The organism is Paenibacillus sp. FSL R10-2199, from assembly GCF_038000235.1.
GTDB classification, from domain to species: domain Bacteria; phylum Bacillota; class Bacilli; order Paenibacillales; family Paenibacillaceae; genus Paenibacillus_AQ; species Paenibacillus_AQ phytohabitans.
Map to the genome: position 1 here is coordinate 6,131,458 of NZ_JBBOBO010000001.1, position 23,109 is coordinate 6,154,566.

19 protein-coding genes are annotated in these 23,109 nt (G+C 52.9%); 12 read left to right on the top strand and 7 right to left on the bottom strand.

The features are described 5' to 3' along the window. Positions 1–62 precede the first annotated feature (62 nt). A complete protein-coding gene (locus tag NYE33_RS27085; RefSeq protein ID WP_341068317.1) occupies positions 63–824 on the top strand; it encodes an SGNH/GDSL hydrolase family protein in 762 nt (253 codons plus the stop codon). Positions 825–962: 138 nt separating this feature from the next. Here the strand turns inward: NYE33_RS27085 and NYE33_RS27090 are convergent, their stop codons facing one another. Then, a complete protein-coding gene (locus tag NYE33_RS27090) occupies positions 963–1,757 on the bottom strand; it encodes an AraC family transcriptional regulator (RefSeq protein ID WP_341068319.1) in 795 nt (264 codons plus the stop codon). A gap of 137 nt (positions 1,758–1,894) precedes the next feature. Here NYE33_RS27090 and NYE33_RS27095 point away from each other — a divergent pair, with 137 nt between their 5' ends. Beyond that, positions 1,895–3,238 (top strand): glycoside hydrolase family 30 protein, encoded by a 1,344-nt coding sequence (locus NYE33_RS27095; RefSeq protein ID WP_341068321.1) that lies wholly within the window; start codon positions 1,895–1,897, stop codon positions 3,236–3,238. Between the two features lie 104 nt (positions 3,239–3,342). On the opposite strand, the gene NYE33_RS27100 is transcribed toward NYE33_RS27095, so the two are convergent. After that, positions 3,343–4,464, bottom strand: a complete 1,122-nt coding sequence (locus NYE33_RS27100; protein WP_341068322.1) for a glycosyltransferase family 2 protein — start codon at positions 4,462–4,464, stop codon at positions 3,343–3,345. Between the two features lie 175 nt (positions 4,465–4,639). Here NYE33_RS27100 and NYE33_RS27105 point away from each other — a divergent pair, with 175 nt between their 5' ends. The 3 genes from NYE33_RS27105 to thiD all read left to right on the top strand — a co-directional run bounded on the left by NYE33_RS27105 (position 4,640) and on the right by thiD (position 7,747). Beyond that, positions 4,640–5,182, top strand: a complete 543-nt coding sequence (locus NYE33_RS27105; protein ID WP_341068324.1) for an RNA polymerase sigma factor — start codon at positions 4,640–4,642, stop codon at positions 5,180–5,182. Next, positions 5,179–6,648 (top strand): DUF4850 domain-containing protein, encoded by a 1,470-nt coding sequence (locus NYE33_RS27110; RefSeq protein ID WP_341068327.1) that lies wholly within the window; start codon positions 5,179–5,181, stop codon positions 6,646–6,648. The genes NYE33_RS27105 and NYE33_RS27110 overlap by 4 nt, the downstream gene beginning before the upstream one ends. A 286-nt stretch (positions 6,649–6,934) precedes the next feature. Continuing rightward, a complete protein-coding gene (gene thiD / locus NYE33_RS27115) occupies positions 6,935–7,747 on the top strand; it encodes a bifunctional hydroxymethylpyrimidine kinase/phosphomethylpyrimidine kinase (RefSeq protein WP_341068329.1) in 813 nt (270 codons plus the stop codon). Between the two features lie 122 nt (positions 7,748–7,869). Here the strand turns inward: thiD and NYE33_RS27120 are convergent, their stop codons facing one another. The 3 genes from NYE33_RS27120 to NYE33_RS27130 all read right to left on the bottom strand — a co-directional run bounded on the left by NYE33_RS27120 (position 7,870) and on the right by NYE33_RS27130 (position 10,214). Then, positions 7,870–8,775, bottom strand: coding sequence for a hypothetical protein (locus NYE33_RS27120; protein ID WP_042136074.1), 906 nt, complete (start codon positions 8,773–8,775; stop codon positions 7,870–7,872). 84 nt (positions 8,776–8,859) lie between these two features. Beyond that, positions 8,860–9,381, bottom strand: coding sequence for a GNAT family N-acetyltransferase (locus NYE33_RS27125; protein ID WP_083705666.1), 522 nt, complete (start codon positions 9,379–9,381; stop codon positions 8,860–8,862). Beyond that, complete coding sequence (locus NYE33_RS27130; protein WP_341068331.1) at positions 9,378–10,214, bottom strand: AraC family transcriptional regulator; 837 nt, start codon at positions 10,212–10,214, stop codon at positions 9,378–9,380. Before NYE33_RS27130 ends, NYE33_RS27125 begins: the two co-directional genes overlap by 4 nt. 123 nt (positions 10,215–10,337) lie before the next feature. On the opposite strand from NYE33_RS27130, the gene NYE33_RS27135 reads away from it, so the two are divergent. Both NYE33_RS27135 and NYE33_RS27140 read left to right on the top strand, forming a co-directional pair. Further along, positions 10,338–11,795, top strand: a complete 1,458-nt coding sequence (locus NYE33_RS27135; protein ID WP_341068332.1) for an alpha-L-fucosidase — start codon at positions 10,338–10,340, stop codon at positions 11,793–11,795. Between the two features lie 40 nt (positions 11,796–11,835). Further along, entirely contained in the window at positions 11,836–12,729 is an 894-nt protein-coding gene (locus tag NYE33_RS27140) for a phosphotransferase (protein ID WP_336103768.1), read from the top strand. A 48-nt stretch (positions 12,730–12,777) separates the two neighbouring features. Here the strand turns inward: NYE33_RS27140 and NYE33_RS27145 are convergent, their stop codons facing one another. After that, positions 12,778–13,599 (bottom strand): AraC family transcriptional regulator, encoded by an 822-nt coding sequence (locus tag NYE33_RS27145; RefSeq protein ID WP_042136069.1) that lies wholly within the window; start codon positions 13,597–13,599, stop codon positions 12,778–12,780. A gap of 200 nt (positions 13,600–13,799) precedes the next feature. On the opposite strand from NYE33_RS27145, the gene NYE33_RS27150 reads away from it, so the two are divergent. Together NYE33_RS27150 and NYE33_RS27155 are read left to right on the top strand one after the other, a co-directional pair. Further along, positions 13,800–16,913 carry a glycoside hydrolase family 2 TIM barrel-domain containing protein gene (locus NYE33_RS27150; protein ID WP_336103769.1) on the top strand — a complete coding sequence of 1,038 codons (3,114 nt, stop codon included), beginning with the start codon at positions 13,800–13,802 and terminating at the stop codon, positions 16,911–16,913. 655 nt (positions 16,914–17,568) lie between these two features. After that, positions 17,569–18,543 carry a phosphotransferase gene (locus NYE33_RS27155; RefSeq protein ID WP_341068335.1) on the top strand — a complete coding sequence of 325 codons (975 nt, stop codon included), beginning with the start codon at positions 17,569–17,571 and terminating at the stop codon, positions 18,541–18,543. 6 nt (positions 18,544–18,549) lie between these two features. On the opposite strand, the gene NYE33_RS27160 is transcribed toward NYE33_RS27155, so the two are convergent. After that, positions 18,550–19,296 (bottom strand): glycoside hydrolase family 16 protein, encoded by a 747-nt coding sequence (locus NYE33_RS27160; RefSeq protein ID WP_341068337.1) that lies wholly within the window; start codon positions 19,294–19,296, stop codon positions 18,550–18,552. Positions 19,297–19,445: 149 nt separating this feature from the next. Between NYE33_RS27160 and NYE33_RS27165 the strand changes: the two genes are divergently transcribed. Genes NYE33_RS27165 through NYE33_RS27175 form a run of 3 tightly spaced genes read left to right on the top strand, consistent with a single transcriptional unit; the run spans position 19,446 to position 23,024 of the window. Then, the gene (locus NYE33_RS27165; protein ID WP_039297276.1) at positions 19,446–20,366 is read left to right on the top strand and encodes an ABC transporter permease; all 921 of its coding nucleotides are present in this window, start codon (positions 19,446–19,448) and stop codon (positions 20,364–20,366) included. Positions 20,367–20,423: 57 nt separating this feature from the next. Further along, positions 20,424–21,308 (top strand): carbohydrate ABC transporter permease, encoded by an 885-nt coding sequence (locus NYE33_RS27170; protein ID WP_042136063.1) that lies wholly within the window; start codon positions 20,424–20,426, stop codon positions 21,306–21,308. 45 nt (positions 21,309–21,353) lie between these two features. Next, positions 21,354–23,024: an extracellular solute-binding protein gene (locus NYE33_RS27175; protein ID WP_341068338.1), complete on the top strand. Its 1,671-nt coding sequence runs from the start codon at positions 21,354–21,356 to the stop codon at positions 23,022–23,024. The last annotated feature ends 85 nt before the right edge of the window (positions 23,025–23,109 follow it).

The window sequence follows — 23,109 nt, forward strand, 5'->3', positions numbered from 1 at the left end:
TCACTGCTCCATGTATGGTTTACACTAAAGCTATATACACTAGGGTTATCGGAGGTGGGACAATGAATTCGTACGAAGAGCAGAAGGAAGCTACGGGGCTTGAGTTTAAATACATGGTCAGCGGAGATTCGATCTCCAAGGGTGTTGTCTATGATGAAGCAAGAAGCAGGTATGTTATTCTGGAGGATAACTACGTGTCCCTGCTGCAGGGCAAGCTTAAGGGAGCTATGCGTAATACCGCCAGATTCGGCAATACGCTGATGAAGGGCTTCGGCAATCTGAAACGCGATGTGCTGAAAGACAAGCCGGATGTGGTACTGATTGAATACGGAGGCAATGACTGCGACTATCACTGGGAAGAAATTGCAAGCAATCCCGAAGCAGAGCATAACCCCAAAACTGATTTCCCGGCGTTCGAGCGGATGCTGCTGGATATGATTGATTACCTCAAGAATCAGGGGATTACGCCTATTCTGATGAGTCTGCCCCCGCTGAATGCGGACAACTATTTCAAATGGGTCAGCGGCAATAATCCGGACACCGAACTGAACATTCTGAAATTCCTCGGCAGCGTTACCAAGATTTACTGGTGGCAGGAGCGGTACAACTCCGCAATTATCAAGGTCGCCGAGAGCACCAAGACCAAGATCATTGATGTCCGGGGCGCATTCCTGCAGCAGCCGGATTACACCAAGTTTATCTGCCGGGACGGAATCCACCCCAACCGGGAGGGCCACCGGATTATTTATGATAAGGTCATGGATTTCATCCGCACAAGCGAACCGCAGCTTCTGCTGGACAATTCGGCGTTGCCGGGACACTGATTTCCGGACAAGCGGAATATAGGTCTAGCAAAAAACCGAAATATCAGTGCAGCCCCTGCGGGCTCCATACATAAGGGTGTCCCAATCCGCCATTGTCACGCAACGGCGGATTGGGACACACCTTTTCATCTTCACAGGCTATGAACGCCTCCGGTACACTCCCGGTGCAACGCCGTACCGCTCCCGGAATACCCGGTGGAAGTAGGTATAGCTGCCGAAGCCGGTCTCCTCAGCAATACGCTCCAGTGTATAGTTGCTGTTGTCCATCAGCCGAAGCGCCATCGCCAGACGGACCTGCACCGCATACTGCATCACCGAATACCCGAATTGTTCCTTGAACAGGTGAACCGCCCGGGTGACGCTGATTCCTGCGTGGCGGGCCACATCCTCCAGCCGGATGGAGGATGTCGCATGCTCTTCCACATAATTCTTGATCTTCAGTCCCTGCAGGAGTGAAGAGGAGGAGGAGGCCGGCGCTTCGGCGATAGCCCGGTCCAGCAGCAGGCACAGTGCCTTGAACAGCGCCTCAAGAATCTCCGGGCTGCCTCCGTCGATCCGCCGCTTTTCCAGAATTAATTGCTGCCAGATGCTATGCAGCTTGCTGTCCTCGGCAATCCTGGACTTCTTAGCCCTCACCTGCTTGTTCCACCACTCATCCACCCATTCACCTGTACTCATGACATAGTAGTCTGCGCTGAAGCCCAGCGGACTTTCTTTCTCGCCAATCCGCAGATCGTAGAGCTCGCCGGGACGGAACAGCAGCAGATCACCCGGCATCACCGTGACCATCTCCCCGTCTATCAGAGCTTCACATTCCCCTTCTGCCTGGAGCCTGATGATATAGGTATCCAGCCCTTCCCGGAACAAATGCCAGAACGGCTGGATATGCCGGGAAAATGAGCTGAGATGAATATCTACACCGGTTGTACCCATCCTGGATCACCCTTCCTTACTCTTGCCTCATGACCAGATCGTTGAGGTTCTTAACCATATTGTTTCTTCAAAGTGCAGCGGAATACCTTCTATAATGAGACTATTCCTACAAACTTTCAGGAGGTAACATAAGTCCTATGAGCACTACAGTCCGCGTGATCCAGACAGCCAAAGAAACCGGTGACCGGTTAACAGAATTACAGCCTCTGTCCTTCCGGCCCGATTCCGAAGAGAAGGAAATGGAGTTAATTAACATTTATGAGGATTTGGAATATCAGGAAATTGAAGGCTTCGGCGGTGCGCTGACGGAAGCCTCTGCAGTCACGCTGGCCAAGCTTAGTCCGGAGAAGCAGCAGGAAATAATCGATGCCTACTTCCATCCGGAGCACGGAATCGGCTACACCCTGTGCAGATCACATATCCAGAGCTGTGACTTCTCAACAGGTAACTATGCTTATGTAGATGGCGTTGACCCGGAGCTGGCTACTTTCAATATCTCCAGAGATCAGGAGTCGATACTTCCGTTAATCAAACGCGCGGCTGACGCTGTGGGCGGGAGCTTCCGGCTGTTCTCCTCCCCATGGAGCCCTCCGGCCTTCATGAAGACGAACGGCGAGATGAATAACGGCGGCAAGCTGAAGCCGGAATACCGGGAAGCCTGGGCTAATCTGTTCGTGAAATACATTCAGGCTTACGCTGAAGCCGGCATCGATATCTGGGCGGTCAGTGTGCAGAATGAAGCCAAAGCCAAGCAGATCTGGGATTCCTGCATTTATACCGCTGAAGAAGAGAGGGATTTCGTACGCGATTATCTCGGTCCTGCCCTGGAAGCAGCCGGCCTCAGCCATGTCAAAATCATGATCTGGGATCATAATAAAGAACGGGTCTATGACCGGGCGAAGACCGCTTTCAATGATCGGGAGGCGGCAAAATATATCTGGGGCATCTGCTTCCACTGGTATTCCGGTGATCATTTCGAAGCCTTGAGCGCTGTACATGAGCGTTTTCCTGACAAAAAGCTGTTCTTCAGCGAAGGCTGCCAGGAGGGCGGCGTACACCTCGGCTCCTGGAACACCGGTGAACGTTACGGCCATGATATCATCGGCAACCTGAACAACTGGATGTCCAGCTGGACGGACTGGAATATCGTCCTTGATGAGCAGGGCGGCCCGAATCATGTGGGCAACTTCTGCGATGCGCCGATTATCGGCGATACCCTGAAGGATGAAGTAATCTATGAGAGCTCGTTCTATTACATCGGGCATTTCAGCAAGTATATCCGTCCGGGCGCCGTCCGTGTAGGCAGCTCCAGATATACCGACAAATTCGAAACTACGGCGTTCCGCAATACAGACGGCACTTATGCCGTGGTCGTACTCAACCGCACGGACAGCGGGCTTCCATACACCCTGCATTTCCGGGATCAGCTGGCGGAGGGTTCAATTCCGGCCCATGCGATTCAAACCCTGCTGTTCCAATAAAAACACACAAAGGCGCTCCCAAGCTACGGCTTGAGGAGCGCCTTTATTCATTTGGCCGGTCTGTCATTTATTCGCCTCTTCGGTACCGCTGTTAAGTAACCCTGCTATTCTTTCTTCTCCCCGGCGGTCTCCTTCGGCTGAAGTGAAACGTATTTGTCCCCCAGAAGCTTCTGGAAGTAGGTCCGGTTGTACAGCATGCTGGGATGACCGGGAAGGTGACGCAGTGCCGTTTCATTGAACATATTAGCCCGTTCATGCTGGCCCAGCCGGTCATAACAGAGTGCGAGCTGCAGATTCGGAATCCAGGTGGCGAAGGCTTCATTCTTCACGCCCATAGACTCTGTCTGCCGCGGCAGCATAACAGCGAGCTCATACCAGTAGATAGCCGGGTGAAGCTGGCCCTGCTCCACATGCCAGGCACCGAGCCGGCAGCAGAACTCGGCACGCGGAGAATCGTACTGGAGCGTCCGGGTAATCGCAGTGAACGCCGCTTCCTTGTCACCCAGCCGCTCCCGGCATTCGGCCAGCCGCAGGCAGGCCTGAATATTATCTTCAATCCAGCCTTGCCCTCCGTTCAGGAACAGCTCGTAATATTGGCAGGCCTCCTCATGGATTCCATGATCGCGCAGCTCATTGGCATAATAATATTGATCGCGCGGAGAGAAGACTTCTCCCTCAGCCTCCCGCTTCCGGTAGATCCGCAAATTGCGGTCCGTGTACTCTTTGTCTTTCTCATGGGTAATGCAGACATCACTGCTGTAAGAAGGGCCGTATACCTCCAGGTATTCATGCACCGGTCCGATCCATTTGAACCCGCAGGACCGGCGGACCAGCCGGTTGCGCCGCAGGGACGTAACGACCTTCCCCTCCCCGTCAAAAGCAAGATTATACTGCATGTTCACACTGTCCACATTCTCCGGCAGGGCGTGCTTCAGCTCCCTGAGCCGCGCATGATCCTCATCCTTCAGATAATCATCCGCATCCAACCAGAAGATGTATTCCTTGGTCGCCTTACTGAAGGCGAAATTGCGGGCAGCAGAGAAATCTTCGATCCAGGTAAAATCATATATCACCGCTCCGAAGGTTTCCGCAATCTCCTTGGTTCTGTCCGTCGAGCCTGTATCCACAATGATAATCTCATCCGCAATCGCTCCAATGGAAGTAAGGCAGCGGGGCAGGCTCTTCTCTTCATTGCGGACAATCATGCATAAGCTGATTTCTATCATGGCAGCCTCCTAATCGTTATCCTCTTATATAAATATGCAGCCCCCTCCAATTGGAACTCCCGTTCCTACCCAATCTGCCGCCCTTAATACCCCCCTATATAATTTTATTCAGCACAAAAGAAACTTTCCGGAGGATGCAGAGGTCAATACAGTAGAGAGAAAAGGGAGGGACCGTATGTACGGTGCAACGAAGGATTCCAATACTATGAACGCCGCCGCGTTAAAGACACTTATGGAAGACTATGGCGAGGATGTATGGAACTATGCCTACTACCTGGCCCGCAGCAGAAGCGCTGCTGATGATATCTCCCAGGAGACCTTCATCCGGGCTTATAAATACAGGGATACTTTTCGCGGTGAAGCTTCAGTCAGAACCTGGCTACTGCGGATTACCCGCAACCGCTGGCTGTCCTACCGCAGCAGCAGCTTCATCCGGCGGGTAACCTTACAAGCTCACGCTGGCAGATCCGGCTCAAGCCCATCCGCTGAAGAGGTGTTTTTGCAGCAATCCTTGAGCAGTGAGGTGTGGAAGGTAGTCCTGCAGCTGCCTCGTAACGCCAGGGAGGTTCTTATGCTCTATGCCCACTACGGACTCAGCATGGAGGAAATGGCCGGAATGCTGGGGATATCCTTATCTGCAGCCAAATCCAGACTGCACCGCGCAAGGCAGCAAGCCAATGAATACTGGGAAAAGGAAAAGGAGTTGAACAGATCATGAGCAAATTACCGGAGGAATGGGAACAGCAGTTGAAGGAGAAGCCTTTTGAGGGCATGAATTTCACTCCGCAAATGCAGAAGAAGGTAGAGCAGCGTCTGGGAGGGTATCAGCCCAAGCGCAAGCGTTATAAGATTCTTGCTTACGCAGCGGTACTGCTGCCGGTCATGGCCATGCTGCTATGGTTCGGTTACAGCGGCCTGGAACCCGGCAAGCTTGCCGGCCGGATAACTCCCCTGGTATCGGAAGCTCCCCCGCCCCGGGAAACCGGAGCTGCGGATTTCTCCCCCGCTCCCACCGGCAATAGCCAAAGCGTTCCAAGCAATGATTATGCGGTTGGCATCCGCAGCATTTATAATGCTGAAGTCCCTTTCCCTTCTGTTGAAGACAAAAGGGCTGAAGTATTGATCCCGCTGACTGCCATCCTTTCAGTTCCCGTTCTGGACGACGGTAACAGTCCTGCACATGTCACTCCGCCCCCGTTGCCCGGAATGACCTTCCCGCTGCCGGCCGGCATGGAAGACAAGCTGCAGGCGGCCCTCATCTTCCAGGGCGATACCGGCAGTACTTATATCCTGCTGGCCCCTGCCGGCTGGAAAGCTTCGGCTGTTACCGGAGCCAACGGCTCCCTGGGGGCGACGTTTGAGGACCCGGAAAATCCGGAGCAAACTTTGCAATATTCCGATAATGCCTGGGGCTGTCAGGGCTGTGCAGTCGGCAGCATCGGGACCTATTTCCCCGGAAAGGCAGAATGGGCGGATGAGTATGGATTGACCATTATTCCTCCTGCGTTCACCGAACAGTATATGGCGGGAACCGGAGGAGCGGATGCACGCACTGTACGGTATTCTCTGCCCGCGGAAGCCAGGGGGTATGAAACAGCCGGAACGGCCTACTATGATGAAGGCGAATGGGGGTATCTGTTCCGCAAGCTGGAGATGACCACCTCTTCAGCCTTTGACGGGCATGATGTGATTGACAGCATCCAGGGATTTTTTGCAGCCAATCATGGCCCGCTCCTCCTTCCTGCAGTGCAGAATCCGGAATCTGCCGCAGGCAGTGCAGAGTATACCACGCAGTCTCTCTACCTGGCTCTGGAACAGCGGGGCATGCAGCTCAGTCTCGTCCCGGATACCACTGAGCTCATGTTCAAGAAGCAGCTGGCCGGTGTCTGGCCTGAAGAGCTGCTGATCGATAAGACCGATACACCGGCCCGGCCGGACCGGTTGTCCGTCTATACCTACGCTGACAGCCTGGAATGTGCCGAAGGTCTGGCTGCGTTGAAGCTGGAGATTAACCGTACGACAAATGATGGAGGAGTTCGCATATACCCTCATGTCTTCAGGGGAGGGAAATTCCTTGTGGTGTATTGGATGGGCGGGGACAGTGCTGAGCCCTACGTTTATGACAAGGCCATCAAGCTGGCGCTGCGCAGCCTCGAAGGCCGCTCCGCCTCTGAAACGGACTGAGATTCCGTTTATTTGCTCCCGCACCACTTATCCCGGCTGCACACATAGGTTATTCTCAATTCTTATCTTTGAAAATAGTACTGTCATGCGGACAGCTAGAGTGTTTTTTGTTATAATGTCGTAGAGCAAGTGGAAACGGCGTTGCCGTCCTTTTAAAGGACGGTACCGTTTCAGCGAGAAATAGAAGGATAAGTTATCGTGTGAAACATATAAACGCTTATATTTTTAAAAAGTTGCACCCAAAACAGGCTCCATACCATTCATATACAAAAAGGGGACGTTACCTTTGTCAAAAATCATCAAAACCTTAACCATTGCCGGCAGTGACTCCAGCGGAGGCGCAGGCATTCAGGCTGACCTCAAAACCTTTGAGGAATACGGCACCTATGGCTTCAGCGCACTGACTACAATCGTTACCATGGACCCCGACCGGGGCTGGCACCATAATGTATATCCGATCGATGCCGCAATCGTCGCAGAGCAGCTCAAAACGATCTTCGCCGGCGGTCCCGTAGACGCGATGAAGACGGGTATGCTGGGCAGCGTGGAGATCGTGCAGGTTACCGAACAGGCGATCAAGAACAATCTGCAGACTAACGTGGTTATTGACCCGGTGATGGTCTGCAAAGGCGAAGATGAGGTACTGAATCCGGAGAGCGCCAATGCGATCCGCGATCTGCTGCTGCCTCTGGCTACTGTAGCGACACCGAACCTGTTCGAAGCAGGTGTCCTCTCCGGACTGGGCAGGCTGACTACTCTTGAAGAGATGAAAGAAGCGGCCCGCCTGATTCATCAGCTCGGCACCAAGAATGTTGTCGTCAAAGGCGGCAAGGCACTGGGCGGAGATATGGCGATCGATATCTTCTTCGACGGCAGCGAATATGTCGTTCTGGAGACGGCCAAGATCGAACCCGCCCACAATCACGGAGCCGGCTGCACCTTCGCTGCCGCTATTACCGGCGGCCTGGCTAACGGTTTGTCGGTGAAGGAAGCCGTAGTGAAAGCGAAGGACTTCGTGTCCGCAGCCATCCGCAACGGTTATGCCTTTAACCAGTATGTCGGCCCTGTATTCCACGGCGGCTACCGTCTGGAGAACTAGGAACAGCCAGTCTGCCGGATAACGGCGCAGCAGCAAAAAACCTCTCTTCGGGAATGGGTGTGAACATCCATTGGAAGAGAGGTTTTTTGTTATTTTCAGAGATGCTGATCTCTGTATTCTATTTACTTCGCGGCTTGTTCCTCCGCAATATGCTTCACAAACTCAATCGTCTTATCCTTATTGTCTTCGCCAAGCACACCAATAATGATCGATTTCACATTGTAGTCAATGGGCAGCGCAGAGATAAACGGAGAATCCATAATATTCACACCATACAGCTCTCGCTTGCCGGTATCTTCATTCGTTCCCCATCTCATACGTGTATCGTCAGCAGCCAGCTTGCCGTCCGCCGTAATGGGTTCGAGATTCTGGAATCCGGCCTGTCCGCCGATCCACTCGATGGTCGCATCATCCATAATGACGATATCCGGCCGGTTGGCCGCCAGCTCGACCACAGCCTTCTGCATATGGTTCATATCCAGCGTATCAGCACCTTCTCCGGTCTTGGGCAGATACACAATGGTCGCCTCTACCCGCTTCCACTGCGGATAAGCGTCAATGACCGCTTGCTCCAATGCCGCTGTATCCCCGCTGCTGTCCTTGGCCCCGAAATTACCCACGAACATAATGGTCGCATCCACCGGCGGCAGCGAAGCAAGATACTGTCTGTGCTGATAGTTATCGTACAGTGCCTTCCCGCCAAAAATGAGCACAAGCACTGCGACGATGGACAGGATAACATGCGTTTTGTAGAGCCGCATAAAGCGTTCCCATTTGCTTGCAGTCCCGGAGAACCGCCCGTATTTGGCTAGACGCTGGTCTTCAGCTTCCTGAATCTCCTGCTCGTCCCAAGTATCCAGAATAAGCTTGTACGCCTGGAAATCCGCTTCATAGTCCGCTATTTCTTCATCCGTAGAAAGGGTCCGTCTGCGCTTCAGGAGCAAATCGAACCGTTTGTTCAATTCCTCTCTGGTTACGGTTTCAGTTAATCCTAGCCGCGCGTACGCTTGCTTCAAGTTATCGTTCACATTCAGTTCTCCTTTGATATGTATGATGCCATAATTCTATTTTAACAGACTTCGCCCTGTATTCTCCACTCTGGCTATAGATGCTCAGAACAGGCCCGGCGTCTCCATCAGCAGGAACTCCGTTTCGCTGTCCCCATAACGGTTGATGAAGCTCTGCCCGGGCAGGAAACCCGCCTTCTTATACAAGGCAATAGCCCGGAGATTAAAGGCCGCAACCGACAACCGGAACCGCTTCGCGTCATAGGTCCCCTGTGCAAACTTCATACCCGCCTGCAGAAAAACAAGCCCTTTTCCAGCGCCGGTCAGGTCCGGCCTTAATCCCAGTCCGATATCAAGCGCTGTACCATCCAGATAATATCCCAGCTCTACCCCTCTTCCCACCTGGGCATTCCTCCCGTAACAGAAGAATCCGGCCAATTCCCCTTCCGCAGTGCGTACGCCGAAGTAGGAGCCGTCCATCAGCTCTTCGATATCCTCCGTTCCAGCAGAATCATCCAGCATATTGTACAGAGAATATGGCGGTTCGTATTTCCAGTTCAGAATCTCTCTGGCTGCCGGCTCATCCATTAACCGGATCTGATAACCGCTGTATGGTTCGCTGATCATAGTTTAACACCTCCTGTTTCCTGTTTCCTGAATTCTGTGGGCGCAAGCCCGGCATGCTTCTTGAATTGCCTGGAGAAATAGAACAGATCGCCGAAGCCGAGCTGGTCGGCAATCTCGCTGACCGAACCGGAGGTGGCTGCCAGCAGGTCTTTCGCTTTTTCAATCTTTTGCCGGGTGATGTATTGGATGGGGGGCACGCCGATCTGCTGCTTGAACAGGCGTATGAAATAGTTAGGGTGCATATGCGCAATTTCGGCAAGGTCATGAATGGTAATATTGTGTTCGATATTCGCGGCGATGTAATCCAGAACGGCTGTCAGCTTCCGGGCGGAGCCCAGATTCTTATAAGAGATTTCATCCAGCCTGAGGTTCATGATGTAATAGGAGATCAGCTCCAGCAGCTTGCTCTTGGCCAGCAGCGGGGCATATACAGCGTCCGATTGGGCACCCCCGGTAATCCCTTTGAACCTCGCCTCGACAGCAGCAGGATTCTCCGGAATGCATACATGGCTCATCTCCAGGATACGGAACAGATTAATCTCTCCGACCTTGGCGCTGAAATGACACCAGTATTTGAGAAAAGGGCGTTCGCTGATGCATGAGTAGGACTGCTTCACACCCTCAGGCATCAGGATCAGCTCCCCCGGCTGCGGATAATATTCCTTATCCCCGATCTTCAGCCAACCTTCACCGCCGCAGATGTAATAGAACTTGCTGTAGTCCGGAGTATAGTCCAGATCCCTCCACTGTGTGGTGCACTGGTTATAGTCCGCCATGAGCAGGTCGACCTTCAGATTGGATAAGTAGCTGGTGAGCAATGCGTGATGATCCATCGTTCAGACCGCCTTAAAGGTTATTTTTGTACATCAGAAAGTTAATCCCGTACATTCTTAATCCCCCTGCGGCCCGGTACAATGAAAGCGTTATATTAATCGCGGGAGGATGAGAAACTGACTATGAACCTGACTGATTATTTGCACCTTATCGACGAGACCATTAAGAACGGCCCCTATAAGGATGATTGGGATTCGCTAAGTATGTATGAGGTGCCGCAGTGGTACCGCCAGGCCAAATTCGGCATTTTCATTCACTGGGGGCTGTATTCTGTTCCGGCCTTCAGTAATGAGTGGTATTCCCGCAATATGTATATCCAAGGCACGAAGGAATATGAGCATCATCTGACTGTCTACGGGAACCACAAGGATTTCGGTTATAAGGATTTTATTCCCTTGTTCACGGCGCAGCAGTTCAACCCGGACGAGTGGGCTGCCTTATTCCAAGCCTCCGGCGCCAAGTATGTCATTCCCGTTGCAGAGCATCATGACGGCTTCCAGATGTATAAAAGCGCTGTCTCCCATTATAACACGTACGAGATGGGGCCCGGGCGGGATATTCTCGGCGAGCTGAAGGCCGCCTTCGGGAAGCATGATCTGGAGCTGGGCGTCTCCTCCCACCGCGCGGAGCATTGGTTCTTCATGTCCCACGGCAAAGAGTTCGAGTCCGATATCCATGAGCCGCTGGAACGCGGCGATTTCTACTGGCCGTCCATGCCGGAACCTGATCATCACGATCTCTACGGCTCTCCCCCGTCAGAAGAGTATCTGGAAGACTGGCTGATCCGCTGCTGCGAGCTGGTCGACCAGTATCAGCCTAAGGTCTTCTATTTCGACTGGTGGATTGAGAATGCTGTATTCAAGCCGTATCTGAAGAAATTCGCCGCCTACTATTACAACCGGGCAGTTCAGCGCGGAACTACGGCTGCTATTAATTATAAACATGATGCTTTCATGTTCGGCACAGCCATTCCCGATGTAGAGCGGGGGCAATTCGCGGAGCTGAAGCCGTTCTTCTGGCAGACGGATACAGCAGCCGCACGAAACTCCTGGTGTTATACGGAGAATAATGACTTCAAATCTGCCGGAGAGATCATCCGCGATCTGGTGGATATCGTCAGCAAAAACGGCAATCTCCTGCTGAATGTGGGGCCGCGGGCTGACGGCAGCTTTGCCGATGAAGATAAGGAGATACTGGCTGCTATAGGCGGCTGGCTGGGCACAAATGGTGAAGCCATCTATGAGAGCTCCTTCTGGTGCACATTCGGTGAAGGGCCGACACGCATTGAAGAGGGACAGTTCACCGACGGCAGCGCCAAGGTGTTCACCTCTGAGGACATCCGCTTCACCGTGAAGGGGAGCTGCCTGTATGCAACCGTCCTGGTATTCCCTGAGGATGGCGCTGTGCGCATTACATCACTTAGGGAGAAATCCCCCTATTTCGAGGGTATCATCCAGAAAATTTCCGTGCTCGGTTTCGATGAACAGCCTGCCTGGGAGCGGAATGCAGAAGCGTTAACGATCCGCACCACAGCGGTGGCCAGCGCCCTGCCGGTTGTGTTCAAGCTAGAGCTTGCCTGATCTTTACCTATTACTCTTCACAACGGAAGGAATAACCAGCATGAGCGGATGGACTGAAGCCATGAAGCAGATTATTGAGGAAAAATTGAAGTGGGATATTGCGGATACAACCATTGAATACCAGCAGGATGGCTTGACGAATCAGAATTATATTATTACGAACGGTATCCGTAAGCTGGCGCTGCGCATTAGCGGCGGGAATGCGGACAGGCTTGGCATTAAGCGGGAAGCAGAGCTTGCCGCTATGCAGGCGGCGGCAGACTTAGGGATAGGTGCAGAGGTAGTGTATTTCTCCACGGAGACGGGTCATATGGTCACAGAGTTTATTGATGGCGTGAAATGGAACGACGCAGATGCCGGCACCGATGTGAATATGAAGCGGATCGCCGATACTTTGAGGAAAGTGCATGCCCTGCCGCCGGTTCCTTATGCATTCTCTCCTTATCAGGATATTAAGGACCGGATACAACTCGCCGCCCGGCATCAGCTCGGGCTTCCTGGAGATCTGAACGAGTTCCTGGAGAAGCTTGCGGCCATTCAGCAGGACAGGGCGTCAAACGGACAACAGCAGCTGGGGCTGTGCCATAATGATCCTTTTACAAACAACTTCCTGGATGACGGAACGGTGCGGCTGATTGACTGGGAATATGCCGGAATGGGCGATATCATGTTTGATCTGGCATGTGTATGCTCGGCTTATTCCCTGCCACAGAAGGAAACCTTCCTTGCCTGCTACTTCGGACATTATGATGCGGATACCCTGCGTAGCCTTGAACAGATCTCTTACGTGGTCAACTTCTGGAATGCGATGTGGGCGGTGCTGCAGACACATGACCCTAAGCCGGTTGTTGAATCCGCAGCGTCTGCCGGGCCGGCTGCAGATTACCGCCAAATCGCGAATTGGATGTTCGCCCGGCTGAGGGAGAGTCTATGATACAGATTCGAATTCGAATCCGAATCCGAATCCGGAGCCTGGCGGCCCCTAATCCAGACCATGCAGGCGCCTCCACTCTTCGGGCTGCATACCGGTCATCCGTTTGAACACAGCACAGAAGTAGCTGACATTCTCGAACCCTGCCCGCTGGGCGATTTCATAGACTCTCTGCCCTCTGCTGCTGAACATGAGCTGTTTGCTCCGGTTCACCCGCTGTTTGTTAATGTAGGCGACCGGCCGCTCGCGGACGGTGCGCTGGAACAGCCTGCACAGATACTGCGGCGATACTTCAGCCACCTCGGCCAGTTCCTTCAGCAGCAGCGGACGGTGCAGGTGGAGCTCTATATATTGCAGCACCGGCTTCATCCGCTCCAGCTCATTATCCTCATTCGAGGCGGGAAGCAGGCTGCGTTTCAGATCCAGAAGCAGCGAGTACAATAACTTCGAACGTTCCAGATTATCCTGAAGCTCATTGCCGTATGAAAGGGTAAGCATCTCCTCCAGCGGTTTTAGGATGGGCTGCTCTCTTAAGCTCCCCATTCCTGACTCGCGTATACCGGCATAGAGCAGCATCTGGGCCGCTTCCCGCCCGTTAAAGGAAATCCAGGCCAGCTCCCATTCCCGGCTCAGCGGCGCATACGAATGGGGAACATCCGGATAGAGAAACATGATATCACCGGGACCTGCAGTATAACGTTTATCCCCGATAGTCAATTCGCCTTTTCCGCCAAGTACCTGGTGCAGCTGGTAATCCGGAAAGCCCGTAGGCCGGAGAGTCTCTTCCTGATGCTCCCAATACCCGATGGTTGTGGCATAGAGCGGCAGCGGAAGCGTTTCTTCCATTTCGCTGAAGATCATTGTACTTCTCACAGGCGTCCCCCTTTCTGTAAAAGCCCAGCGGGTTCTAACCGCCGGTATTCCTGTCCCGCCTCTCCATCATAACGGCCCGCAGTTTCAAATTCCAGTCTATTCTTGTTTCATATTTTGATATATTTGATGAATATCATTATATATACCCCAGACATTCTCCATTCTATAATATGAATATAACAATATAAGGAGATGTTAACTTGCGCCATAAGCTCTCATACCAGCAGCCTGCAAACGGATATCCGGAATGGAATAATAATCCTGAGCTATTTCAATTGAACCGGATAGACGCGCATGCCTCCATGATGTCTTTCCCGGCAGTGGCTGAAGCCCTGCAGGGAACTAAAGAAGCCTCCTCCCGTTATCAATCCTTGAACGGAACCTGGAAATTCGCATTCGCCGAAACTGCGGAAGCACGGATCAAGGATTTCTATACTGCCGGTTATGACTCCGGAGACTGGGCGGATATTACCGTACCCTCCCACTGGCAGTTCCAGGGATATGATTATCCGCAATATACCAATGTCCGTTATCCATGGGCCGTGTCCGAGCCGGAGCTGAAGCCGCCTTTTGCCCCGACCGTGTACAATCCGGTAGGCTCTTATATCCGCACCTTCACCGTACCCGAGACTTGGGATGGGCAGCCGGTGTACCTCAGCTTCCAGGGGGTTGAATCCGCTTTCTATGTCTGGGTGAACGGCGAGCTGGCCGGATACTGTGAGGATACCTTCACGCCATCCGAGTTCGATATTACCGCTTATCTGGTACCCGGTGTCAACAAGCTGGCTGTAGAAGTCTACCGATGGTGCGATGCCAGCTGGCTGGAGGATCAGGACTTCTGGCGGCTGAGCGGAATATTCCGCGATGTTTATCTGTGTACTGCACCGCCTGTGCGGGTTGCTGATTTCTACGTCCGCACAGATCTGGATGAGAAGTTTACCGATGCGCAGCTGAATGTAAATCTGACGATTGAGAATTATTTTGACAAGGTGATTGAGTCCCATTCGGTACAGGTCCAGCTCTATGACGGTAAGGAACAGCCCATATGGGCTAAACCTGTCTCCGCCTCTGTCGCTTTCGGTCAGGACGGAGTTCAGCAGCTAGAGCTGTCCGCAGCAGTGACGAACCCGAAGAAGTGGAGCGCCGAGAAGCCTTATCTGTACACACTGGTTATTGCTGTATCGGATGATCAGGGACAAGTGCTGGAAGCGGTCAGCTGCAAGGTAGGCTTCCGTACCTTCGAGATCCAGGATGGTCTGATGAAGATCAACGGCAAACGGATCGTGCTCAAGGGTACCAACCGTCATGAATTCTCCTGTGACACCGGCCGGGCGCTCTCCAGAGAAGATATGATCACCGACATCAAGCTCATGAAATCGCATAATATCAATGCTGTGCGGACTTCCCATTATCCGAATCAGTCCGTATGGTATGAGCTGTGTGACGAATACGGTCTCTATGTCATCGACGAGACGAATCTGGAGACCCATGGCTCCTGGCAATACGGGCAGCAGGAGCTGCATGAGCACAATGTCCCTGCCAGCCGGCCGGAATGGCGCGCCAATGTCATTGACCGCTGCAATTCCATGATGCAAAGAGACAAGAATCATCCGTCGGTCATCATCTGGTCGCTTGGCAACGAGTCCTTCGGCGGCGATAACTTCCTGGCCATGCACGACTATCTGCGGGAAGCCGACCCGACCCGTCCGGTGCATTACGAAGGGATTTTCCATTACAGAGCATCGGAAGCCGCAAGTGATATCGAATCCACCATGTACATCAAACCGGATGATGTTGAGAGATATGCGCTGAACCATCCCAAGAAGCCATACATTCTCTGTGAATACAGCCATGCTATGGGCAACTCCTGCGGCGGTTTGCATCTGTACACCGAGCTGTTTGACAAGTATGACATCATTCAGGGCGCTTTTATCTGGGACTGGGTAGATCAGGCGATCCGCACTACTACAGCTGACGGCACAAGCTATCTGGCCTACGGCGGTGATTTCGGGGAAAATCCGCATGACGGCAACTTCAGCGGCAACGGCCTGCTGTTTGCTGACCGTACGGTTACTCCCAAGCTGCTGGAGGTCAAAAAATGCTATCAGAGCATTGTCCTCACCGCGCTGGACCTGAACACCGGACGTCTGCAGGTTCGCAATAACTTCCTGTTTACGGATCTGGAAGACTATCAGCTGCAATGGAAGCTGGCGCTGGATGGAGAAGCCGTCCAGGAGGGAACGCTGCCTCTGTCCGCAGCACCCGGTGAAACCGCTGAAATTGCCGTTCCGTACGATCACAGCCTGCTTGAAACCGGCAAAGAAGCTGTACTTACGGTCTCGTTCTTCCTGCAGGCCGAAACAGCCTGGGCAGGTGCAGGCCACGAAGTCGCCTGGGAACAGTTCATTCTGTCCCCATATATTCCGGCCGCCACTCCTGTTAATCCAGGGAGTAAGCTGCAGGTCAATGAGCAAGACGGGCTGGTGACATTTGCAGGCAGCAGCTTCGGAATATCGTTCGACACGGCATCCGGCGCCCTGGTTTCTTACCAGTCTTCCGGCAAAGAGCATCTGCTTGCACCGGCAAGACCTAACTTCTGGAGAGCGGTAACCGACAATGACCTCGGCAACAAGCATCCCGAGCGATGCGCAGTCTGGAAGGAAGTCTCTTACAGCCGTCAGCTCACCGGGTTCAGCTGCCGTGTAGAGGGCAGTCTCGGTTTCGTGACTGCTGAGTATCTGCTGGATACCCAGCCGAAATCCCTGCTGCGTGTTCAATTCGAGATCCGCACAGACGGCTCGGTAGAGATTGTTCAGGAGCTTCAGCCGGGCAGCAGCAAGCTGCCGGAGATTCCGGAATTCGGCATGGCCTTCGAGCTGGACAGCAGCCTCGACACCATCTCCTGGTACGGCCGCGGCCCGCATGAGAACTACTGGGACCGGCAGTCCGGAGCTCCGCTGGGACGTTACAGCGGCTCGGTCAGCGGGCAATACACACCGTATCTCCGTCCGCAGGAATGCGGCAACAAGACGGATGTAAGATATGCCTCTGTCACTGCAGGCAGTGATGGACACGGCTTGCATGTAGAAGGCGCGTTGCCTATCGAAGTCAACGCCCTTCCATGGAGTGCCGCTGAGCTGGAAGCCAGCGATCATGGCTACAAGCTGCCTGTATCCGGCAAAACGGTGCTGCGCGTGAACTACAAGCAGATGGGCGTCGGCGGTGACGACAGCTGGGGCGCCCCGACCCATGAGCAGTTCACCCTGCCTGCTAACCGTCCGTATTCCTTCCGTTTCACGCTTTCACTCGTGTAAATTTCCGCACAAGTAGAATAGAAGGATAAGTTAGCATGTGAAACATATAAATTATATTTTCAATAAAGAGGTGTCCCGGCAGCCGGTTCTGCGGCTTGGGACACCTCTTTTCGCTTGCTCATCATCTGCCCATCAACTGCTGAACTAAGCCTCACCGCACGAAATTGAGCTTCAATCCTCCTCATGCGCCCTGGCGAATAAAATTCTCTGCCGGATGCTTGTGAGGTAATAACCATTTTTTAAAAATCATGCCCAAAATACAACATTTCCCTTATAATTCCGGGCATAATCCACTTTTGTTGTATGAAATACAACATTTCCCCTTCTCCAAGCGGATTAGCAGCCCAATTCTTGTATTTCATACAACAATCTATCCCCACACCCAGGTTTCTGCGAAACCAAGTTGCAATACGTACAACATTTAAGCTTTTACAGTGTAAATTTAAGCACCCGTATTCCGCATTCACTGGTCTATGAAGTTGAACTATCCGGGCAGTAAATGGCTGCGTCCCCCTTCAGTTTCTCAGCAAATATTTATCTTGAATAATCCCTTCACTCCGGTGAAAATAAAGTCATATAGCAGCATTACAGAGATTAAACTAGTGTTAACCCTGAATACATTCATCATTTATATTTCCAGGTGAGGAGATATTATATGTCCGACACAGCCGCAACCATCCGGGATGAAATCTTAGGCTCCATTTCAGAGATTTTCGGGGTACACGTTACTAAGGCTACGCAGATTGATCAGGGTTTCCTGAATCTGAAATGGAAGCTTGAAAGTGATCACGGACGTTTATTCGTGAAGCAATACAGCAAGATACGTTACCCGGAGCACCTCACCCACGGACTTGAAATTTCATTGACTCATCAGGATCAGCTGCATTTGCAGGGCATCCCGGTTCCGAAGTTATTTTCACATCAGGGGAAATATGTCTTACGAACGCCTTCGCAGGAACGGTATGTGCTGATGAACCTGTGTGACGGAAGCAGTGTTGAGCCGGGCTCGGCAAGTGAGCCCCAAATGTATGCGCTGGGGAGCGTAGTGGGCCGGATGCATAAGCTGCTGAACACGGACCTGACTCCATTGCCCCTGCACTGGAATATACGGACCCAAGAAGCTATGGTGAAGCACTGGGACAAAAGATACCTTCAGGCGACCACCCTTCATAATGGCGAAACGGTTGCAGCGCTTGAGATTCAGCGGAGAATTATTGATGGAATGGATACCGGTATCTTTGCAGACTGCGAACGGGGCTGGGGGCACTGGGATTTGTTCGTCGATAATATTCTGTTCAGCGCCGATGAAGTGGCCGCTATCCTTGACTTCGACAGACTGCATTTCGTGTACCCGGAGTTCGATATATCACGCCCCATCCTGTCCTGCGCCTTGTCAGGCAGCCAGCTCCGGCTGGACCGGGTCCAAGCCTTTGTGACCGGCTACCGCGAGCATATCCCATTACCCGTTAACAAATTGATCCGTTCCATTAAATTAACGTGGTGGAGGGAAGCCGAATGGATTGCGGTTCCCCAAAAGGATGAATTCACACCGCTCATCCGTTTCCGCCACGAAAATAATTGGGTCGCCGCCAACTGGGACCGCCTGGAGGATATTTTCGCCGGAATTTGAGCTGCCTCAGTGCTGATACAGCCGGATGCTTGACACCGTCATCACCGCCGGCAGGCTAGCTTCGTCCACCGCCACATTGTCATACCACCCGCCCACTGCAAGATTAAGCAGCAGATAAAAAGGCTGATCAAAGGGCATCACCCCCGGCTCCAGACTCCGCTCCGCGAAGCACTGCCCGTCGACAAGCCAGCGCATGGAACCGGCTTCCCATTCCAGCGCATACTCCCGGAACTCGTTAATCGTTCCGTTCTCCAGCTCATAGGTGAACTCTTCGACGACTTTATGCGCAAGATCCGGTCCATAATGCAGCGTTCCCGCAATCTGCCGGGGCAGGCGTCCCTTCGCCTCCAGCATATCGATCTCCCCGGAGGCGGGCCAGGGCCCGTAAGCCTGATCCTGCGGAAGCAGCCAGATGGCGGGCCAGATTCCCTGCCCCACCGGCAGCTTGGCCCGCACGACCAGCCTGCCGTAGCAGAAAGAGAACTGGTTCCGGGTATCCAGGCGGGCTGAAGTATACGCGAAGCTGCGTCCATCCTGCTCCACAGTTTCGCGGCGCGCACACAGCTGCAGGCCTTCTTCTCCAATAGACAGATTCCGCGGATTCCCCGTATAAAACTGCTGCTCCCCGTTGCCCCAGCCCGGATACACCGGCTTCCCGTCATTGTCTAATAAGTCGTTGCCCAGGCGGATATTCCAGCTCTGCAAATCCGCATTTCCGCTTAGGAAATCCTGCTCCCATACAAGCTTGTTCATCCTTCGCACACTCCCTTCAGTTAATCACAGCATACTTAATTTCCAGGCCCGGTGGGTGGAATCCAAAAAATTGGGATAGGGTCAATAATCATGGCCTTTTTTCCTCTGCCCTTTTCTCATACGATGAAAGAGGAAGGGGGGCACAGCACATGTTCCAATACAGAACGGAACAAATGAAAGCGCTCGTCAGACAGTGGCAGCTGCAAAGCATGGTAATACCGGGCATTATCTGGATGTTCATCTTTTGTTATATCCCTATGTTTTGGCTGATCATCGCCTTTATGGACTTCAGCATTGCTAAGCCTATGCTGGAGTCGCCGTTTGTCGGGCTGAAGCATTTTCAGGATTTTATGACGGATGACCGGTTTTGGCGCTCGATCCGCAATACCCTCGGGATGAGTACAATCAAGCTCGTACTAGGTTTTCCGATCCCCATTCTATTCGCCCTGCTGCTTAATGAAATCCGGGGTCTGCGGTTTAAGCGCACGGTGCAGACAATCTCGTACCTGCCCCATTTCATCGCCTGGACGATCTTTGGCGGAATCGCACTCAACTGGCTGGGGGAGGGCGGTGTCATTAACCAGCTGATGATGGCGATCGGGTTCCAGGACCGGGAAATCCTGTTTAACAGCGACCCTAAGTACTTCTGGTGGATTACCTTTTTCACCGATACGCTCAAGGAAACCGGCTGGAGCGCCATTATCTACATAGCAGCCATAGCGGGCATTGATCCGGGGCTGTATGAAGCAGCCGAGCTGGACGGCGCGAACCGCTGGCAGCGGATGTGGCATATTACCGTGCAGAGCATCCGCCCCACGATCGCTATTCTGTTCATCCTTGCGGTCAGCGGAATACTCGGAAGTAATTTCGAGCAAATCTTCATGCTTAAGAACAACATGAATATGAAGATGGCGGAAAGTCTCGACCTCTACATCTACAACATGGGGCTTGTCTCCGGGCGTCACTCCTTCTCCACCGCCGTCCTGTTTGCCCGCTCAATCGTAGCGCTGGGGCTGCTGCTGTTGGCCAATCAGACCTCCAAGAAGCTGACCGGCGACAGTATTTTTTAGAAAAAACGGATTATGAGCGGCGAAGCCGACTCCACCTGGAAAGGAGATAACAGATTCATGGCAAGACGCGGAAGATTCCGGCGGATTGGCGCTTTCGAGGTCGGCAATACCCTGCTGATGCTGGCGGTCTGCTTTCTGACGCTGTACCCGATGTGGTTTGTACTCGTCAACTCGCTGAATTCACCGGCGCAGGCCTCGCTGGGTACCGTCAACTGGTTTCCCAAAGAGCTCTCGCTGGCCAGCTACAGTGTAGCCTTTAATGATAAGACGCTGATGAACGGCTTCTACATCACAACCATGCGTACGGTGATAGGGACTGTGGTGCATGTGCTGTTCACCGCTATCGTAGCTTACGGAATGAGCAAGTCCAATCTGATGGGCCGCAAGCTGTATCTCAAAATCTCTTTGATTACGATGCTGTTCTCAGGCGGGCTGATCCCCTCCTTCATTCTCATGACGAAGCTGGGCCTGTATGATAGTTTCTGGGTATTCATTATCCCTTCCATGTATACATTTTTTAATATGGTTATATTTATGAGCTTCTTCCGCACCATTCCAGACAGCCTTGAGGAATCAGCCAAGGTGGACGGGGCTTCGGATTATGGCGTCCTGTTCCGGATTGTCCTGCCCAACAGCATGGCTGTTATTGCCACCATCTCCCTCTTCTCTGCAGTCTATCACTGGAACGACTATTATCAGGGAGTCATCTATATCCATTCCCAGGAGCTCCTGCCGCTGCAGACCATGCTGTACAAAATCATTGCCGAGAACTCCATGTCCTTCATGCAGCAGCAGGCGATGGCGCAATTCGGTGCAAGATTACCCGGCAACTCGATCAAATTCGCCTCCATGATGGTGGCTACGCTGCCTATCCTCATCTTCTACCCTTTCATCCAGCGCTATCTGGTCAAAGGTGTGATGATAGGTGCTATTAAAGGTTAGCCGTAATGAACCATTCTACACACATACAGAAAGGATGATTATGCCGTGAAAAGCAAATCTGTCAAACCATTCTTAGCCATGATTCTGGCCGTAATCCTGACGTTAACCTTGGCCGCTTGCAGCAGCAATTCCGCCAATAAGGAAAGCGCACCCACAACTGCGCCGCAGGCTGATACTACAACGGCGCCTCAGGCAGAAGCCACTCAGAATCCTGATGAACCCGCCTGGAAGCTCGATACCAGCCCTATCGATTTAACCTGGTTTGTTGGAGCGAACTGGTATGCACACACCTGGGGCGAGAGCCTGGCTTCCAAATATGTGACGGAGAAAACGGGTGTCAATGTCAAGCTGGAGGTCCCTTCCGGTGAAGCTAACGAGCAAATTACTCTAATGATGACCTCGGGCAAGCTGCCGGATCTCATTTCTATGGGTTCCTGGGAAACCGCTGTCAAAAAGCTGTGGGAAGGCGATCATGTCTATGCCCTCAATGAATTGGCCGATCAGTACGACCCTTACTTCTACAAGGTAGCAGGTGACGGTACGCTGAAGTGGTACCGCCAGGAGAACGGCAACACGTATGGGGTTCCGAATGACTCCTACAGCCCCAACCTGATGCATGAGACCGGCATGACGGCCGCCAATCAGACCTTCCTGGTCCGCAAAGATCTGTACGAGGAAATGGGCAGTCCGGACCTCAGTACCCCGGAGGGCTTCCTGGGTGCGCTGCAGCTGCTGAAGGATAAGTATTCCGAGTATAAGGGTCAGCCTATGAGCCCCTTTTTCGCCCAGGGAAATGTCCCTTACGGGATGACGGAATATCTGCAGAATCTGCTGGCCGTTCCGCATGAGAAAGACGGCAGCGTATATGACCGTGTGACCGACCCGGATTATATCGCCTGGCTCAAAACCTTCCGTACCGCTTACGAGCGCGGACTGATTAACGTGGATTTCCTGGTGGATTCCGATACCCAGGTGGAAGAGAAAACGAACAACGCCCGCTACTTCATGATGATCCGCGAATGGACCGGCATGACCGCTGTCAATCCGATGCTGGCTGCGGGTGCTAATCCGGACTCCAACTACATCGCAGTTGACGGGCCGCAGAACAGCAAAGGCGGCAGCGCCAAGCTGTTCCCCGGCAACATGGACGGCTGGATGGTAACCATGATCAGCAAATCCACAGAGAATCCGGAGCGTGCGATCCGCTTCCTGACCTACCTCGCCAGTGAAGAGGGCCAGCGAGACCTGTTCCTCGGCAAGGAAGGCGAAACCTGGGATACGGTGGACGGCAAACCGCAGCTGAAGACTGAATTCGTTGACATGCTGGGCAGCAATATTGAGAAGCTGGAGAAGGAATACGGCATACTGGATACCTACTGGATGATGCGCAACCCTGTTATCGTCAACCAGTGGAGACCGGAGAAAGCGCCTGTGATCAAGCAGATGGAAGACTTCGCGAACGCACAGGCCGATATCGACAGCGGTATCTATAAAGGACTGGACCCGCTTGGCGATTCGGATGTAGCGGTGGCCTGGGCGCGCATCTCCCAGAACTGGGAAGAAGTACTCCCTGAGCTGATTACGGCCAAGGACGAAGCTGCTTTTGACAAAATCTTCGACAGCTTCCTGTCCCGCCGCGACAGCTACGGCTTCGAGCAGGTGAAGGAATACCGCCAGACGGAGCTGGATGCACGCAAAGCCAAAATGGCGGAATAATGTCTTGAACTATGCCGGCGGCCGGAATGGCGGCCGGTTTTCCCTGCTTAGAGGGGTTTCTCCCCTTAAGCCGCAGCGCCTTATT

Bases quoted from the DNA above. Each gene is read 5' to 3' on its own strand.
- NYE33_RS27085 (WP_341068317.1), top strand. From the start codon at position 63: ATGAATTCGTACGAAGAGCAGAAGGAAGCTACGGGGCTTGAGTTTAAA.
- NYE33_RS27090 (WP_341068319.1), bottom strand. From the start codon at position 1,757: ATGGGTACAACCGGTGTAGATATTCATCTCAGCTCATTTTCCCGGCAT.
- NYE33_RS27095 (WP_341068321.1), top strand. From the start codon at position 1,895: ATGAGCACTACAGTCCGCGTGATCCAGACAGCCAAAGAAACCGGTGAC.
- NYE33_RS27100 (WP_341068322.1), bottom strand. From the start codon at position 4,464: ATGATAGAAATCAGCTTATGCATGATTGTCCGCAATGAAGAGAAGAGC.
- NYE33_RS27105 (WP_341068324.1), top strand. From the start codon at position 4,640: ATGTACGGTGCAACGAAGGATTCCAATACTATGAACGCCGCCGCGTTA.
- NYE33_RS27110 (WP_341068327.1), top strand. From the start codon at position 5,179: ATGAGCAAATTACCGGAGGAATGGGAACAGCAGTTGAAGGAGAAGCCT.
- NYE33_RS27125 (WP_083705666.1), bottom strand. From the start codon at position 9,381: ATGATCAGCGAACCATACAGCGGTTATCAGATCCGGTTAATGGATGAG.
- NYE33_RS27130 (WP_341068331.1), bottom strand. From the start codon at position 10,214: ATGGATCATCACGCATTGCTCACCAGCTACTTATCCAATCTGAAGGTC.
- NYE33_RS27135 (WP_341068332.1), top strand. From the start codon at position 10,338: ATGAACCTGACTGATTATTTGCACCTTATCGACGAGACCATTAAGAAC.
- NYE33_RS27140 (WP_336103768.1), top strand. From the start codon at position 11,836: ATGAGCGGATGGACTGAAGCCATGAAGCAGATTATTGAGGAAAAATTG.
- NYE33_RS27155 (WP_341068335.1), top strand. From the start codon at position 17,569: ATGTCCGACACAGCCGCAACCATCCGGGATGAAATCTTAGGCTCCATT.
- NYE33_RS27160 (WP_341068337.1), bottom strand. From the start codon at position 19,296: ATGAACAAGCTTGTATGGGAGCAGGATTTCCTAAGCGGAAATGCGGAT.
- NYE33_RS27165 (WP_039297276.1), top strand. From the start codon at position 19,446: ATGTTCCAATACAGAACGGAACAAATGAAAGCGCTCGTCAGACAGTGG.
- NYE33_RS27170 (WP_042136063.1), top strand. From the start codon at position 20,424: ATGGCAAGACGCGGAAGATTCCGGCGGATTGGCGCTTTCGAGGTCGGC.